Source organism: Streptomyces sp. NPDC111656, from assembly GCF_055656965.1.
The window spans coordinates 456,476-472,391 of sequence record NZ_JBVKCA010000005.1 but is presented as its reverse complement, the minus strand read 5'-3'; the positions used below and the strand labels follow the sequence as shown (position 1 = coordinate 472,391).

The window sequence follows — 15,916 nt, the reverse complement described above, 5'->3', positions numbered from 1 at the left end:
ACCGGACCGCATCTGGAGGAGCCACCGCGATGGCGGAACACACCAGCTCGAGCATCACGATCGAGGCGGCACCGGCTGATGTCATGGGGGTCATCGCCGACTTCGCCCGCTACCCGGACTGGACGGGAGAGGTGAAGGAGGCGGAGGTACTCGCCACGGACGGGCAGGGCCGCGCCGAGCAGGTACGCCTCGTCATGGACGCCGGTGCGATCAAGGACGACCAGACCCTGGGATACACCTGGACCGGCGACCACGAGGTCTCCTGGACCCTGGTCAAGTCCCAGATGCTCCGCTCCCTGGACGGCTCGTACATCCTCAAGCCCGCGGGCGCCGGCGCCACCGAGGTCACCTACCGGCTCACGGTCGACGTCAAGATCCCCATGCTGGGCATGATCAAGCGCAAGGCCGAGAAGGTCATCATCGACCGGGCGCTGGCAGGTCTGAAGAAGCGCGTGGAGTCGGGCGAGGCGGGCTGATCCCGCTCCGCGGGCCGCGACGGGGGCCTACAACCCTTCCCCCCGCCCCTCAGGGGCGCGGGGAACTGCGCGACCAGCCCCCACTCACCCGCAGGTGACACACCTGCCCGGGGGTCTGGGGGCGGAGCCCCCAGGTTGAGGATGGGGGGTCCCCCCTGCTCGAGCGAAGCCGAGAGCTTGGGGGAGGGCAGGGGCGGCGGGGGCGCTCGACGCAGGTAGCGTTCATGCAATGCGCACCATCCTGATCACAGGCCAGGGCGGCACGGGCCGTACGACGGTCGCGGCCGCCACCGCGCTGAAGGCCGCCCGCGAGGGCACCCGCACCCTCCTGCTCACCGCCGACCGCACCGACACCCTCGGCGCCGTCCTCGGCGTACCCACCGGCGCGGAACCCACCGACACCGCGCCCCACCTCACGACCTGGCGCCCCGACGCCAACGCCCGCTTCCGTGAGGACCTCACCGCCTTCCAGGACCGCGCGACCACCGCCCTGGACCTGCTCGGCGCCGCCCGCCTGGACGCCGAGGAACTCACCCCCCTGCCCGGCGCCGAGGAACTCGCCCTGCTGCGCGCCCTGCGCGACGCGGCGACCTCGCAGACGTACGACCTACTGGTCGTGGACCTCCCGCCGACCCCACAGGCACTCGCCCTCCTCGCCCTCCCGGAGGAGCTGCGCCGCTATCTGCGCCGACTGCTCCCGCCGGAGCGTCAGGCGGCCCGCGCCCTGCGCCCCGTCCTCGGCCGCCTCGCGGGCGTCCCGATGCCCGCCGAGTGGCTGTACGAGACGGCGGCACGCTGGGACATCGAGCTGGCCGCCGTCGCGGCGGTCGTCGAGGACCGCGCCACGACCGTACGGCTGGTCGCCGAGCCGGGTCCGGCCGGCACCGACGCCGTGCACGCCGCCACCACCGCTCTCGCCCTGCACGGGCTGCGCGTCGACGCGCTGGTCGCGAGCCGGGTACTGCCCGCCGCCAGCGCGGACGCCTGGCTGGGCGCCCTCGCCGCCCAACAGCGCAAGGCGCTGGACGAGTGGCAGGAGACGTACACCGTCCACGAGGTCCCGCACCTCGGCCGCGACCCGCGCGGCACCGACGACCTCGGCGCGCTCCCCGTGCCCGGCGTCAACCGGGCGCCGACCCCGGTCGAGTGGCCCGTTCTCGACCACCGCGCCGACGACGGCGTCCTCGTATGGCACATCCCGCTGCCCGGCGCGATACGCGAGGAACTGGACCTGATCCGCCGGGGCGACGAACTCGTCGTCACCGTGGGCCAGTTCCGCAGGATCGTGCCGCTGCCGTCCGCGCTGCGCCGCTGCACCGTGGCCGGCGCCGCCCTGCGCGAGGGGGAACTCAGGGTGCGTTTCGCGCCGGACCCGGACCTGTGGCCCCGGACACGGTGAACGGCGTACCCCCGTTCGGGTACCGTCGAAAGGAAGAACCATAGGCAGGAGTCCGCCATGAGCGAAGAGCGCCCCACGTCCGACGCCGCTCAGGAGGCGAACGACGAAGCGCGCGCGAGCGACGCCGACGCATGGGCGAAGGCGTGCGCCGAGGACCTCGCGGCGGAGAAGGCCCGCCGGCGCGCCCAGTACGGTCCGCCGCCCGGCTCGGCCGCAGAGGAACTGCGCAAGCTGGTCGACACGGTCGCCGACAAGCTGTCCGGACTGAACTCGCCGCTGTTCGGCGTGGTCGCCTCCGGCACCGCCCAGCAGATGGTCAACCAGGTCGTCCAGCAGGCCAAGGCCGCCGTCGAACCGGTCATAGAGCGCAACCCCGATGTCTTCGATCACCTCGCGGCCGCGGGCAGCGAGCTGCTCGCCGCCTACCGCTCGGCCGTCGAGGCACAGGAACGACGCTGGACCACCCGGGAGCGTGGCCCCCGCGACGAGGGGACCGGTCCGGGGGAGCGGATTGACTTGGACTAAAGGCTGCTCGGGTACGGTTGGCCGTAGCGGGGCTCGACCGAAACTGAGGGATTCATGGGACTCACCATCGGCGTCGATATCGGCGGCACGAAGATCGCGGCCGGTGTGGTCGACGAGGAAGGCAACATCCTCTCGACGCACAAGGTGCCGACCCCCACCACGCCGCAGGCCATCGTGGACGCCATCGCCGCCGCGGTGGAGGGCGCGCGCGCAGGTCACGACATCGTCGGCGTGGGCATCGGTGCCGCCGGATACGTGAACCGCCAGCGCTCGACCGTGTACTTCGCGCCCAACATCGACTGGCGGCAGGAGCCGCTCAAGACCGAGGTCGAGGCGCGCGTGGGGCTGCCCGTCGTCGTCGAGAACGACGCGAACGCGGCGGCGTGGGGCGAGTACAAGTTCGGCGCGGGCAAGGGCCACCGGAACGTCATCTGCATCACCCTGGGCACGGGCCTGGGCGGCGGCATCATCATCGGCAACAAGCTGCGCCGCGGGCACTTCGGCGTGGCGGCCGAGTTCGGCCACATCCGCATGGTGCCGGACGGTCTGCTGTGCGGCTGCGGCTCGCAGGGCTGCTGGGAGCAGTACGCCTCCGGGCGCGCCCTCGTCCGCTACGCCAAGCAGCGGGCCAACGCCACCCCCGAGAACGCGGAGATCCTGCTCGCGCTGGGCAACGGCACCCCCGACGGCATCGAGGGCAAGCACATCTCGGTGGCCGCACGCCAGGGCGACCCGGTGGCGGTGGACTCCTACCGCGAGCTGGCCCGCTGGGCCGGCGCCGGCCTCGCCGACCTGGCCTCGCTCTTCGACCCCTCCGCCTTCATCGTCGGCGGCGGCCTCTCGGACGAGGGCGAGCTGGTCCTCGACCCCATCCGTAAGTCGTACAAGCGCTGGCTCGTCGGCGGCAACTGGCGCCCGGTGGCCGAGGTGATCGCCGCCCAGCTCGGCAACGAGGCGGGCCTGGTGGGCGCGGCGGACCTGGCCAGGGAGCCCGACCCGATCATGTAACCGACTTGATCACGCAGTACACACACCTCGCCCGCCGCGCCCTTCAGGGGTACGGCGGGCGAGGTCGTACCGCGCTCCTTTCGGCAGGGGCGCGGGGCTGTGACATCTTGCGGCTCCGCCGCGTGGGCGCGACCAGCCCCCACCGGCTCGCAGCCGACGAAAACCACCCGCAGCGTTCCGTCTCCGCCCAGCGGCGCATCCACGTATGTTGATCCACATGGCGACGACCCCGCTGCCCCGCTCCCACACCGAATCCGACGGCTCCGCCGTCATCCGCGTCCTCAGCTACAACATCCGCTCGATGCGCGACGACACCACCGCCCTCGCCCACGTCATCCACGCCTGCGCCCCCGACCTGGTCCTCGTCCAGGAAGCCCCCCGCTTCTTCCGCTGGCGCAAGAAGCTGGCCCGGCTCGCGGCCGCGTCCGGCCAGACGATCCTGTCCGGCGGCGCGACCGCCGCGGGCCCCGCGCTCCTCTGCTCGATGCGGGCCACCGTCGAACGCACCGAGGACGTCCTGCTGCCCCTCACCCCCGGCCTGCACCGCCGCGGCCTCGCCACCGCCGTCGTCCGCTTCGGCGCCGCCCGGCTCGGCGTGGTGAGCTGCCACCTCTCGCTCCAGAAGGACGAGCGGTACACGCAGAGCGGCCTGCTCCTCGACCGCCTCGCCGCCCTCGGCACCCCGCACGCCCTCGCCGGCGGCGACCTGAACGAACGCCCCGACGGTCCCACCTTCACCCGCCTCGCCGCCGACCTCCAGGACTGCTGGGCCACCGCACCCTGGGGCACGGAGTACACCTCGACGCCCACCGACCCCCACCAGCGCATCGACGCGATCTTCGCCACCGGCGGCATCGAGGTCCTCGGCTGCGGGGTCCCGTACGGCCACCCCGGGGTCACGGAGGCAGACCTGAGGGCGGCCACGGACCATCTGCCCGTGCTGGCCGCCCTCAGAGTGCCCGCCGCGTAACCGGCCGCGTCAGACCACCGCGCCCCGCCCGGGATCGTCCTCGTCCTCGTCATCGGGCTTCATGCGCGCCACGAGGGTGGCGAAGCCGCCCAGGAAGCCGCCGATGCCGACCGTGGCGAGCCACCACGTCATGTCCCAGCCGAGCAGGATGGTCAGCAGGAGCACGATCGGGCCACCGACGACGGCGAGCCAGGCGAACTTGGCCGTGGTGTCCGCGGTGGGCAGCGGGGGCGGCTCCGGGGGGACGAAGTGGCCCTCGTCGTCCCCGTCGAAGTCGTCCTCGGAGGGCTCGGGCGCCTGGTAGTCGCGCGGACCGCCGACGCCGGGCGCGAAGGAGACGGAGCCGCCGAGGGGCTTCGCCGCAGCGGGCGCCTCCCCGGCCTCGTCGCCGGCCCCGTCCTTCTCGCTCGTCCCGACGGTCCCGCCGGTCCCGTTCTTCTTGCCCTTCTCGGGCCTCTCGGGTGCGTCCCCGCCGCCCGGGGCGTCGTTCGTCACCGGGTCGAGGAGCGCCAGGTCCTCGATCGACTTGAACGGCTTCGCGCCGGGCGGATCCGGCGGTTCCTCGCCGTACCCCGCCACGATCGCCTGCCACGCGGCGTCCTCGTCGAACGGCACCCCCTGCTCGTCACCGAGAGGCTCGCCGACGGGTACGCCCTTCTCGTCGGGCTCGCCGCGCTCCGCGTCGTGCTCAGCCACCAGTGGCCGTCCCTTCCTGCTGACCCACCTGACCCGTGTCGGACCGCTTGCCGACACTGGGCGCGAGCCGGGCGATGAACGCGTAGCTCTCCTCGAAGATCCGGTCCGCGTCATGGTCCAACGTCGCCACGTGGTAGCTCTGTTCCAGCAGGATCTCCGTCACGTCGGTGGACGACACCCGGCTCAGGATCCGGGCCGAGTCGACGGGCGGCACCACATGGTCCTGAGGGCTGTGCAGCAGCAGCATCGGCTGGGTGACCTGGGGCAGTTCACCGTCGACGATCCGGTAGAAGTTCCGCATGGAGTGGGCGGCGTGCAGGGGCACCCGGTCGTAGCCCACCTCCGAGACGCCCTCCTTGGCGATGTCGCTGGTGATGCCGCTCACCGTCCGGACGAGGTGGCGGAGCACCGGGAGGGCGTGGGCCGCCGCCCCGTGCACCTTGTTCGCCGGATTGACGACGACGATGCCGCTCACCTCGTCCCCGTGCTTCGCGGCGAGCCGCAGGGTCAGCGCGGCCCCCATGGACAGGCCGAAGACGAACACCTGGGCGCAGCGCTCCCGCAGCGCACGCAGCTCGCGGTCCACCTCCGCGTACCAGTCCTGCCAGCCCGTGAGCTGCATGTCCTCCCAGCGCGTGCCGTGCCCGGGCAGCAGGGGCAGCGCGACGGTCAGACCGCGCTCGGCGAGATACTTCGCCCAGGGGCGCAGCGACTGCGGGGAACCGGTGAAGCCGTGACAGAGAAGGACACCGACCTCTCCGCCCTCGTGGCGGAACGGCTCGGCTCCAGGAAGGACCGGCACTTCGGTCTCCTGTTCATCAGACGGGCGGAAGACGGGCGGAAGACGGGCGGAATGCGAGGCGTACTTCACCGTACGCGACGGCACTGACACCGACCAGGGTCGTCGGAGCCTTTGACAGTGCTCCGGGATAAGGTCTGACCGACGACACAGGAGGCATTCGGTTGATCTACGGCGCCATGAAGTTTTCCATCGGAGGGCCGCTGAAGCTTGCCTTCAGGCCCTGGGTGGAAGGCCTCGAGAACATTCCCGCCGAGGGCCCCGCCATCCTGGCAAGCAATCATCTGTCGTTCTCGGACTCGTTCTTCCTGCCCGCGGTCCTCGACCGCAAGGTGACCTTCATCGCGAAGGCCGAGTACTTCACGACGCCCGGCGTCAAGGGCCGGATGACCGCCGCCTTCTTCAAGGGCGTCGGCCAGCTCCCGGTGGACCGCTCCGGCGCGCGCGGCGCGGGCGAGGCGGCCGTCAAGAGCGGCATCGACGTCATCGAGCGCGGTGAGCTGTTCGGCATCTACCCGGAGGGCACGCGCTCGCCCGACGGGCGGCTGTACCGCGGCAAGCCGGGCGGCCTCGCGCGCGTGGCGCTCGCCACCGGCGCCCCGGTCATCCCGGTCGCCATGATCGACACCGAGAAGATCCAGCCGCCGGGCAAGGTGATGCCCAAGCTGATGCGCCCGGGCATCCGCATCGGCAAGCCGCTCGACTTCAGCCGCTACAACGGCATGGAGCACGACCGCTTCGTGCTGCGCGCGGTGACCGACGAGGTCATGTACGAGATCATGAAGCTCTCCGGCCAGGAGTACGTCGACATCTACGCGACGGCCGCCAAGCGGCAGATCGCGGACGCCGCGAAGGCCGAGAAACAGGCGCTCAAGGAAGCCGAACAGGCGCTGAAGGAAGCCGCGAAGGCGGCCGAAGCCGAAACCGAGGAAGGACGAGCCGGCACCTAGACGCTTGCGTCGGGGGACGGTGGGGGTGGGGGACATGGCCAAGCGCGAGAGAGTCATGAGGATGTCGGTCGAGCAGCCGCTGTGGCGTGCGCTCACCGCCTACCGCGTGCTGACGATGCTGTACGCGATCGGGCTCTTCGCCACCGCGTTCCGCAAGTTCGCCCACCCCTGGGTGGCCATCGGGTACTACGCGGTCCTGTTCGTCTGGACGCTCGCCACCCTGCCCAGAGTGGCGAACGCGGCGAGCTGCACCAAGCGCTTCCTCGCCGTCGACCTGACCATCGCGCTCACCGGCATCATGCTCACGCCCGTCGCGGACGCCCACTACCGCGTGGTGACCGGCGCCCCCACACTCCCGTCGATATGGACCGCGGGCTCCGTCCTGGCCTTCGCCATCAAGGGCGGCTGGCGCTGGGCGGCCTTCGCCTCGACGCTGGTTGCGGCCGCCAACCTCGTCGAGCGCGGCGCCCCCACCCGCGACACGGTCCACAACGTGATCCTCGTCTGGGTCGCCTCCATCGCCATCGGATACGTCGTCGAGGTCGCCCGCGCCTCCGAGCTCACCCTCGCCCGCGCACTGGAGATCGAGGCCGCGACCCGCGAGCGCGAGCGCCTCGCCCGTGACATCCACGACGGCGTCCTGCAGGTCCTCGCCATGGTGCAGCGACGGGCCTCCGCGCTCGGCGGCGAGGCCGCGGAGCTGGGCCGGATGGCCGGCGAGCAGGAGGTCGCGCTGCGCACCCTGGTCTCGGGCGGCCTGGTGCCCGTCTCGCGGGTGTCCGAGGACGCCGCGCTCGGCGCGGTCGTACGGGCCGTCGAGGAACCGGACGACGACCAGGACTCCCGGGGCCCTGTCGACCTGCGCGCACTGCTCGCCCCGTACGCGAGCGCGCGCGTGACCTTCTCCGAACCGGGCGCCCCGGTTGCTCTCCCCCCGGCCGCCGCCCGGGAGTTGGCCGCCGCTGTCGGTGCGGCCCTGGACAATGTCCGTCAGCACGTCGGCGAGGACGCCCGGGCCTGGATCCTCGTCGAGGACGAGCCGGACGAGGTGATCGTGACCGTACGCGACGAGGGCCCGGGCATCCCGGCGGGGCGGCTCGCACAGGCCGAGGGGGAGGGACGGCTCGGTGTGGCCCTGTCGATCCGGGGCCGGCTGCGCGACCTCGGCGGCGCGGCCGAACTGATCTCGGTGCCAGGCCAGGGCACGGAGGTCGAGCTGAAGGTACCGAAGGTTTCCAGGGTTTCACGGGGGAAGGCGGAGCAGCGATGACGGAGGTCACCGACGTGGTGGGGCAGGGCCCGATCAAGGTCATGGTGGTGGACGACCACCCCATGTGGCGCGACGCGGTCGCCCGCGACCTGGACGCGTCCGGTTTCGCCGTGGTCGCCACCGCGGGCGACGGCGAGCAGGCGGTGCGCCGTGCCCGGGCCGCCGCGCCCGACGTCCTGGTGCTCGACCTGAACCTGCCCGCCAAGCCCGGCGTCCAGGTCTGCAAGGAACTGGTCGGCAGCAACCCGGCGCTGCGCGTCCTCGTCCTGTCGGCCAGCGGCGAGCACGCGGACGTCCTGGAGGCGGTGAAGTCCGGCGCCACCGGCTATCTGCTGAAGTCGGCGTCCACGGAGGAGCTGATCGACGCGGTGCGCCGTACGGCTGTCGGCGACCCGGTGTTCACGCCAGGCCTCGCGGGCCTGGTCCTCGGCGAGTACCGCCGGCTGGCCTCCGAGCCCGTCCCCGCCGCGGGCGCCGACGAGCCCAAGGCCCCGCAGCTCACCGACCGCGAGACCGAGGTGCTGCGCCTGGTCGCCAAGGGCCTGAGCTACAAGCAGATCGCCGAGCGCCTGGTCATCTCCCACCGCACGGTGCAGAACCATGTGCAGAACACCCTGGGCAAGCTCCAACTCCACAACCGGGTCGAGCTGGTGCGCTATGCCATAGAGCGCGGTCTCGACGAGGCGTAGACCCCGACGAGTGGGCGGCGTAAACCCTGGTTGACCCACCATCGAGTGAAGGCGAGTGATCAACAACCGCACAATTCACCGGAATTGCCCTTCCGCCCCATGCCGAAGTGACCTGGATCACTATTAGCGTGAGTCCCCTCAGGCAATCGCGGCGAAGGGACTTTTCCATGCGGGTCGGAGTACTGACCGGAGGCGGCGACTGCCCCGGACTCAACGCCGTCATCCGGGGCATCGTCCGCAAGGGCGTGCAGGAGTACGGATACGACTTCGTCGGCTTCCGGGACGGCTGGCGCGGACCTCTCGAGAACGACACCGTCCGGCTGGACATCCCCGCCGTGCGCGGCATCCTGCCGCGCGGTGGCACCATCCTCGGCTCCTCGCGGACGAACCCGCTCAAGCAGGAGAACGGCATCCGCCGCATCAAGGAGAACCTCGCCAAGCAGGACGTCGAGGCGCTCATCGCGATCGGCGGCGAGGACACGCTCGGCGTCGCCGCGCGTCTCACCGACGAGTACGGCGTGCCCGTCGTCGGCGTACCGAAGACCATCGACAACGACCTGTCCGCCACCGACTACACCTTCGGCTTCGACACCGCCGTCGGCATCGCCACCGAGGCGATCGACCGCCTGCACACCACCGCCGAGTCGCACATGCGCGTCCTCGTCTGCGAGGTGATGGGCCGTCACGCGGGCTGGATCGCCATCCACTCGGGCCTGGCCGGCGGCGCCAACGTCATCCTCATCCCCGAACAGCGCTTCGACGTCGACCAGGTGTGCGCCTATGTGACCTCGCGGTTCAAGGCCTCGTACGCGCCGATCGTGGTCGTCGCCGAGGGCGCGATGCCCAAGGACGGCCAGATGGTCCTGAAGGACGAGTCCCTCGACTCCTTCGGCCATGTACGCCTCTCCGGGGTCGGTGAGTGGCTGGCCAAGGAGATCGAGAAGCGCACCGGCAAGGAGGCCCGCACCACGGTCCTCGGGCACATCCAGCGCGGCGGCACCCCCAGTGCCTTCGACCGCTGGCTCGCCACCCGCTTCGGACTGCACGCCATCGAGGCCGTCCGTGACGGCGACTTCGGCAAGATGGTCGCCCTGCGCGGCACGGACATCGTCCGGGTCCCGATCGCGGATGCCACGGCCAAGCTGAAGACGGTCGACCCGAAGCTGTACGAGGAGGTCGGGGTCTTCTTCGGCTGACGTTTTCCCTCCCCGCGATCCCGTCGGCCGCACGGGCCTCCCGACACCCGTGCGGCCGGCGTCCTCGACCACGGCTGCCACGACTACCCGCAGGGCCGCCGCTCCGACAGCGTGCCGGCGCCCCGCAGCCGACCGACCAGCTCCCGCACGACGGCCGTCCCGTTCAGCGTCAGCACCGACTCCGGGTGGAACTGCACACCCGCGAACCCGGGCCCGCGCAGCGCGTGCACCTCACCGCCCTCGGTGCGGCTGACCTCGATGCCGTGGGCCGACAGCTCGGCCGCCGTCTCCTCGTCGCAGTGCGCCACGAAGCTGTTGTAGAAACCGACGGTCTCGGCCCGCCCGAAGAGATCGATCTCCGTCTGCGCGCCCTGGTACGGGACCTCCTTGCGTACGATCTCCAGGCCCAGCTCCGTCGCGATCAACTCGTGCCCGAGACAGACGCCGAGCACGCCGTGCCCGTGCCCCCCGATCACCTCGGCGGTGAGCTCCCGCAGGAACCGCATCTTGGGATCGTCCAGGTCCAGGGGGTCGCCCGGGCCGGGGCCCAGGACCAACGGCCCCTCGTGCGCCCGCACCGCCTCCCGCAGCCCCGGCTCGTCGTAGCGCCGCACGGTCACCTCGAGCCCCGAGGACCGCAGCACATGCGCGAGCATCGCCGTGAAGGTGTCCTCGGCGTCCACGACCAGCGCATGGCCCTCCAGCTCACGCGCCTGCTCCTGCATCCGCAGCCAGAACGGCGCGAGCGAGGCCCGCCGCCCGTCCAGCGCCGCCCGCACCCGCGGATCGTCGGCCAGCCTCGGCCGTACACCTTCCACGCGGGCCCCGGCCTCCACGACTCCCAGAGCCGCCAGCACCCCCGCGGCCTTCGCGTGCGTCTCGGCGACCTCGCCCGCCGGATCCGATCCCCGGACGAGGGTGGCGCCGACCGGCACCCGCAGCCGCCCGTCCGCGTCGATGTCGGCGGTCCGGATGAGGATGGGCGAGTCGAGGGTCTGGGCACCGCCCGCGTCGCGGCCGATGAGGGCCAGCGCACCCGCGTAGTAGCCCCGCCCGCCGACCTCGTGCCGCTCGATCACCCGGCACGCGTTCTGCACCGGCGACCCCGTGACGGTCGCCGCGAACATGGTCTCCTTCAGGACCTCGCGCACATCCAGCGAGGACCGGCCCCGCAGCTCGTACTCGGTGTGCGCGAGGTGGGCCATCTCCTTGAGCCGCGGACCGATCACCACGCCGCCCCTGTCACCGACCGTGCACATCATCTTGAGCTCCTCGTCGACGACCATCGAGAGCTCCTCGATCTCCTTGCCGTCGGCGAGGAAGCCGAGCAGGTCGTCCGCGCAGGGCCCCTCGGCCGGATAGCGGTACGTGCCGCTGATCGGGTTCATCACGACGGTCCCGCCCGACATCCGCACGTGCACCTCGGGGCTCGCGCCCACGAGCGTGCGCCCACCCGTCTCCCGCCCCCGCCCTTCCAAGGAAGGCCCTTCGGGCCCTTGCTCATTTCCGGTGTGCACGACGAACGTCCAGTACGCGCCCCGCTCACCGACCAGCAGCCGCCGGAACAGGGCCAGCGCGTCGGCCCGCCCGAACCCCGCGATCGCGCCCTCGTACGTACGCCGGATCACGAAGTTCGCGCCCTCGCCGCGCCCGATCTCCTCCTCCAGCACGCGCCCGACGATCCCCGCGTACTCCTCGTCGGCGACGTCGAAGCCCCCGCCCGTGACACGCACCTCGTGCGTCGGCAGCTCCGCCAGCGCCCGCTCCAGCGGCAGGACGTGCGTCTCCTCGGGGGTCAGTACCGCGAGCGGCGTGCCGTCGTCGCGGACGTCGAAGCCGCGCTCCCTGATCTGACGGAAGGGAACGAGCGCGAGTCCCTCGTCCGGGAGGTCGGCGAGGCGGTCGCAGGTGCTGACCGGTCCGAGCAGCAGCTCGACGGTGTCGTGATCGTGACCGGGGGTGCGGCGCCGCAGCAGGGCGAACGGACGGGGATCGTCCAGCAGGTCGAGCAGGTGCATCGGTCCTGTTCCTTCTCTCGGATTCTCGGATTCTCGGATTCCCGAAAACTCGGAGAGGAACGGCCCGTGTCCGCAAACACCGAAGGCCGCCCCTCGGGCGGCCTTCGCGAAGTCTTGCGTACGCGCAGTCAGTGGGCCGCCGGATGAGCGGTCCACCACCAGTTCTGGGTCGAGTGCGCGAACATGCGCCGCACCTTACCCGACGTCAGGGGGCGGGCAACAGCGTGAACCGTCCGCGCCCTGCGTTCCTACCGCTCGGTCACCGGCCATGGATGGCATGGCCCAGGAAGCCCGACCGAGGAGAGAACCATGTACGCAGCCCGTTCACCCCGGCCCCGCCGAGGCGGCGTCCGAACGCTCACCTTGTGCGCCGCCGCCGCGGCCCTCGCCGCCGGCCCGCTCGGCACCGCACGCGCCGCCGGGACCGACGACACCGTCAAGGTCACCTACCGCGGCCACGAGTTCACCGTCCCCGCCTCCTGGCCGATCGTGGACCTGGAGAAACATCCGGACGTCTGTGTCCGCTTCGACCGGCACGCCGTGTACGTCGGCACGCCCGGCGACCAGCAACGGTGTCCGGCGGGGGCGAGGGGACGTACCGAGGCGTTCCTGGTCCAGCCGTCCGCGGTCAAGGGCCGCACCGCCACCGAGAACCGCACGGCCCGCATGATCCGGGTCACCGCCGACCGGATCGCGGTGACCGCCGCGTACGAGGCGGACCGTACGAGGATCCAGGACATCCTGCGCGGCGCCGGTCTGTCCGTCGCAGCCGAGGGGACCGGGCCGACCGCGGGGGCGCCCGCCGCGGCGCCGCTGCCCGCCGACGCGACGTCCTTCCGCGGCGAGGGCTTCGACGCCTGCACCGCGCCGGGCCAGACGGCGATGGACGCCTGGCGGGACGACTCCGACTACGGGGCCATCGGCGTCTACATCGGCGGGGTCAACCGTGCCTGCGCCCAGAGCAGACTCACCGCCGGCTGGCTGCGGACGCAGTACGCGAACGGCTGGCGGTTCTTCCCGCTGTACGTCGGCCGCCAGCCCACCTCCGACGGGGGCAGCTGCAAAGGCGGCTGCGAGGCGATCACCGACCCCGTGCCGCAGGGCACCGAGGCCGCCGACGACGCCGTCGAGCAGGCCGCCACGCTGGGCTTCCCCAAGGGCGCGGTGATCTACGACGACCTGGAGAACTACACCCCCGGCTCCACCGTCACCAGCCGGGTGCTGTCGTACCTCGACGCCTACACCAAACGACTGCACGCACTGGGCTACCGCTCCGGCGTCTACGGCAACACCTCGTCCCTGGTCACCGACCTGGTCGCCAACAAGAGCCGCGTCACCCTGCCCGACGTGCTCCACTTCGCCCGCTGGAACGGCAAGTCGACGACCACCGACTCGACGATCCCCGCGAACCTGTGGGCCGACCACCAGCGCATCCACCAGTACCTGGGCGACACGACCGAGACGCACGGCGGCGTGACGATCTCCATCGACCGCGACCGGCTCGACGTGGACTAGGCCCTGTCGTCACCTTCCCGCCCCCTCCGGGCGGCCGCGGGGACCTGCCGTGCGGCCGCCCGGAGCGCGTCCCGATCGAGCGCGGTTCGTCTCAATTGATGGGCATGGGGATGGACGCCCGACACGACCCCGTAATGTTGTCAGGGTGACCGTGAACGCTAAGCCCAGCGCAAGCGCTGGCAACACCTGGCGAGACCTGCCCGCGGCGCAGCAGCCCGAGTACCCCGATGCCGAGGCTCTGCGCGATGTGATCGCGGACCTCGAGTCGTATCCGCCGCTCGTCTTCGCGGGCGAGTGCGACCAGCTGCGCGCCCGGATGGCGTCCGTCGCCAAGGGAGAGGCGTTCCTTCTCCAGGGTGGCGACTGCGCCGAGGCCTTCGACGCGGTGTCGGCCGACCACATCCGCAACAAGCTCAAGACCCTGCTTCAGATGGGCGCCGTGCTCACGTACGCCGCCTCGGTGCCGGTCGTGAAGGTCGGCCGCATCGCCGGCCAGTACTCCAAGCCGCGCTCCAAGGGAACCGAGACCCGCGACGGCGTGACCCTGCCGACGTACCGCGGTGACTCGGTCAACGGCTTCGACTTCGACGAGAAGGCCCGCATCCCGGACCCCGAGCGTCTGAAGAGGATGTACAACGCCTCCGCCTCCACGCTCAACCTGGTGCGCGCCTTCACCACCGGCGGCTACGCCGACCTGCGCCAGGTGCACGCCTGGAACCAGGACTTCGTGAAGTCCTCCCCGTCCGGGCAGCGCTACGAGCAGCTGGCGCGGGAGATCGACAACGCGATGAACTTCATGCGGGCCTGCGGGACCGACCCGGAGGAGTTCAAGACCGTCGAGTTCTACGCCTCCCACGAGGCGCTGCTCCTCGACTACGAGGCGGCGCTGACCAGGGTCGACTCGCGTACGGGCCAGCTGTACGACGTCTCGGGCCACATGGTGTGGATCGGTGAGCGCACCCGGCAGCTGGACGGCGCGCACATCGAGTTCGCCTCGCGGATCCGCAACCCGATCGGCATCAAGCTCGGGCCGACGACGACGGCCGAGGAGGCGCTCCAGTACATCGACCGCCTCGACCCGGACCGCGAGCCCGGCCGGCTGACCTTCATCGTGCGGATGGGCGCCGACAAGGTCCGCGACAAGCTCCCCGAGCTGGTCGAGAAGGTCACGGCCTCGGGCGCGGTGGTGGCCTGGGTGACCGACCCGATGCACGGCAACACCTTCGAGGCGGCCTCCGGTCACAAGACCCGCCGCTTCGACGACGTGCTCGACGAGGTCAAGGGCTTCTTCGAGGTCCACAAGGGTCTGGGCACGCACCCGGGCGGCATCCACGTCGAGCTCACCGGTGACGACGTCACCGAGTGCGTGGGCGGCGGCGACGAGATCTTCGTCGACGACCTCCACCAGCGCTACGAGACGGCCTGCGACCCGCGTCTGAACCGCAGCCAGTCCCTCGACCTGGCCTTCCTGGTCGCGGAGATGTACAGGGATCAGTGACGGGTTCGCCTGTTACACCTGAGTGAAGTGGGGCGCGGATCACATACGATCCGCGCCCCCTCCCACTTTTGCGGTTCCTGAGCGATGGGTAAGGTTAGGTTAGCCTCACCGATTAACGGGACGGCACCAGACATCAAACCCGCCGGGAGGTGAACCGCGTGTACGTATGCAGCTGCTTCGGGGTCACCGAACAGCAGGTCAAGCAGCACGCGGAGAACGGCGCCTGCACGCCACGCCAGATAGCCTCCGCCTCCAAGGCGGGCACGGACTGCGGCTCCTGCGTCCGCAGCATCCAGGCGATCCTCGGCCGTGGCGCCTGCCCCCGCCGTGAGCTGGCCGAACAGGGCAAGCCGGTACTGGCCGAGCTGTCGACGGCACGGGGCCCGGAAGAAGCCGAAGCCGCTTAGCTCTCCGGCTGCTCGATCACCTGGGCGATGTAGAGCGCCTCGCCGAGCTTCTCCACCAGCTCCAGCTGGGTGTCCAGGTAGTCGATGTGGTGCTCCTCGTCCTCGAGGATCGACTCGAAGATGTTCGCGGACGTGATGTCGCCCTTGTTGCGCATCACCTCGATCCCGCGCTTGAGGCGGTCGATCGCCTCGACCTCCACCTGCCGGTCGGCCTGGAACATCTCGGTGACGGTCTGCCCCACCCGGACGTGGAAGAGCCGCTGGTAGTTCGGCAGGCCCTCCAGGAAGAGGATGCGGTCGGTGAGCACCTCCGCGTGCTTCATCTCGTCGAAGGACTCGTGGCGCGTGTACTTCGCGAGCTTCGTCCAGCCGAAGTTCTCCTGCATCTTCGCGTGCAGGAAGTACTGGTTGATCGCGGTCAGCTCACCGGTCAGCTGCTCGTTGAGGAATTCGATGACCTCGGGGTCGCCCTGCATCGCAGAGGCTCCTTCCACGCGGGG

The 15,916-nt window shown here is 71.1% G+C and carries 17 protein-coding genes; 12 read left to right on the top strand and 5 right to left on the bottom strand.

Annotated elements, in window-relative coordinates:
* Positions 1-29: 29 nt before the first annotated feature.
* From ACZ7M3_RS18365 to ACZ7M3_RS18345, 5 genes are all read left to right on the top strand, one after another.
* Entirely contained in the window at positions 30-476 is a 447-nt protein-coding gene (locus tag ACZ7M3_RS18365; RefSeq protein WP_351312846.1) for an SRPBCC family protein, read from the top strand.
* A 229-nt stretch (positions 477-705) separates the two neighbouring features.
* Positions 706-1,875 (top strand): ArsA family ATPase, encoded by a 1,170-nt coding sequence (locus ACZ7M3_RS18360; protein ID WP_472064436.1) that lies wholly within the window; start codon positions 706-708, stop codon positions 1,873-1,875.
* A gap of 57 nt (positions 1,876-1,932) precedes the next feature.
* Entirely contained in the window at positions 1,933-2,400 is a 468-nt protein-coding gene (locus ACZ7M3_RS18355; RefSeq protein ID WP_351312850.1) for a DUF5304 domain-containing protein, read from the top strand.
* A 54-nt stretch (positions 2,401-2,454) separates the two neighbouring features.
* Positions 2,455-3,408, top strand: coding sequence for an ROK family glucokinase (locus ACZ7M3_RS18350; RefSeq protein WP_472064433.1), 954 nt, complete (start codon positions 2,455-2,457; stop codon positions 3,406-3,408).
* Positions 3,409-3,625: 217 nt separating this feature from the next.
* Positions 3,626-4,378 carry an endonuclease/exonuclease/phosphatase family protein gene (locus ACZ7M3_RS18345; RefSeq protein ID WP_472064431.1) on the top strand — a complete coding sequence of 251 codons (753 nt, stop codon included), beginning with the start codon at positions 3,626-3,628 and terminating at the stop codon, positions 4,376-4,378.
* A gap of 9 nt (positions 4,379-4,387) precedes the next feature.
* Here the strand turns inward: ACZ7M3_RS18345 and ACZ7M3_RS18340 are convergent, their stop codons facing one another.
* Both ACZ7M3_RS18340 and ACZ7M3_RS18335 read right to left on the bottom strand, forming a co-directional pair.
* Positions 4,388-5,074 carry a hypothetical protein gene (locus ACZ7M3_RS18340; protein ID WP_351312855.1) on the bottom strand — a complete coding sequence of 229 codons (687 nt, stop codon included), beginning with the start codon at positions 5,072-5,074 and terminating at the stop codon, positions 4,388-4,390.
* Positions 5,067-5,876, bottom strand: a complete 810-nt coding sequence (locus ACZ7M3_RS18335) for an alpha/beta hydrolase (RefSeq protein ID WP_472064429.1) — start codon at positions 5,874-5,876, stop codon at positions 5,067-5,069. Before ACZ7M3_RS18335 ends, ACZ7M3_RS18340 begins: the two co-directional genes overlap by 8 nt.
* A gap of 176 nt (positions 5,877-6,052) precedes the next feature.
* On the opposite strand from ACZ7M3_RS18335, the gene ACZ7M3_RS18330 reads away from it, so the two are divergent.
* The 4 genes from ACZ7M3_RS18330 (at position 6,053) to ACZ7M3_RS18315 (ending at position 9,978) form a co-directional block, all read left to right on the top strand.
* Positions 6,053-6,823, top strand: a complete 771-nt coding sequence (locus ACZ7M3_RS18330; protein ID WP_095858137.1) for a lysophospholipid acyltransferase family protein — start codon at positions 6,053-6,055, stop codon at positions 6,821-6,823.
* Between the two features lie 34 nt (positions 6,824-6,857).
* Entirely contained in the window at positions 6,858-8,093 is a 1,236-nt protein-coding gene (gene macS / locus ACZ7M3_RS18325; RefSeq protein WP_472064427.1) for a MacS family sensor histidine kinase, read from the top strand.
* Positions 8,094-8,134: 41 nt separating this feature from the next.
* On the top strand, positions 8,135-8,782 hold the full coding sequence (locus tag ACZ7M3_RS18320; RefSeq protein WP_095858139.1) for a response regulator: 648 nt from the start codon (positions 8,135-8,137) through the stop codon (positions 8,780-8,782).
* A 167-nt stretch (positions 8,783-8,949) separates the two neighbouring features.
* On the top strand, positions 8,950-9,978 hold the full coding sequence (locus tag ACZ7M3_RS18315; RefSeq protein WP_095855129.1) for a 6-phosphofructokinase: 1,029 nt from the start codon (positions 8,950-8,952) through the stop codon (positions 9,976-9,978).
* Between the two features lie 83 nt (positions 9,979-10,061).
* Here ACZ7M3_RS18315 and ACZ7M3_RS18310 read toward each other — a convergent pair whose 3' ends face one another.
* Together ACZ7M3_RS18310 and ACZ7M3_RS18305 are read right to left on the bottom strand one after the other, a co-directional pair.
* The gene (locus tag ACZ7M3_RS18310; protein WP_472064425.1) at positions 10,062-11,996 is read right to left on the bottom strand and encodes an anthranilate synthase family protein; all 1,935 of its coding nucleotides are present in this window, start codon (positions 11,994-11,996) and stop codon (positions 10,062-10,064) included.
* A 128-nt stretch (positions 11,997-12,124) separates the two neighbouring features.
* Entirely contained in the window at positions 12,125-12,181 is a 57-nt protein-coding gene (locus ACZ7M3_RS18305; protein ID WP_071528813.1) for a trp operon leader peptide, read from the bottom strand.
* Between the two features lie 124 nt (positions 12,182-12,305).
* On the opposite strand from ACZ7M3_RS18305, the gene ACZ7M3_RS18300 reads away from it, so the two are divergent.
* The 3 genes from ACZ7M3_RS18300 to ACZ7M3_RS18290 all read left to right on the top strand — a co-directional run bounded on the left by ACZ7M3_RS18300 (position 12,306) and on the right by ACZ7M3_RS18290 (position 15,416).
* The gene (locus ACZ7M3_RS18300) at positions 12,306-13,511 is read left to right on the top strand and encodes a glycoside hydrolase domain-containing protein (protein ID WP_472064423.1); all 1,206 of its coding nucleotides are present in this window, start codon (positions 12,306-12,308) and stop codon (positions 13,509-13,511) included.
* Between the two features lie 145 nt (positions 13,512-13,656).
* Positions 13,657-15,009 (top strand): class II 3-deoxy-7-phosphoheptulonate synthase, encoded by a 1,353-nt coding sequence (locus tag ACZ7M3_RS18295; RefSeq protein ID WP_054231523.1) that lies wholly within the window; start codon positions 13,657-13,659, stop codon positions 15,007-15,009.
* A gap of 149 nt (positions 15,010-15,158) precedes the next feature.
* Positions 15,159-15,416, top strand: coding sequence for a (2Fe-2S)-binding protein (locus ACZ7M3_RS18290; protein WP_452976627.1), 258 nt, complete (start codon positions 15,159-15,161; stop codon positions 15,414-15,416).
* Here the strand turns inward: ACZ7M3_RS18290 and bfr are convergent.
* Positions 15,413-15,892, bottom strand: a complete 480-nt coding sequence (bfr, locus tag ACZ7M3_RS18285; RefSeq protein WP_054231521.1) for a bacterioferritin — start codon at positions 15,890-15,892, stop codon at positions 15,413-15,415. The genes ACZ7M3_RS18290 and bfr overlap by 4 nt on opposite strands.
* Positions 15,893-15,916 lie beyond the last annotated feature (24 nt).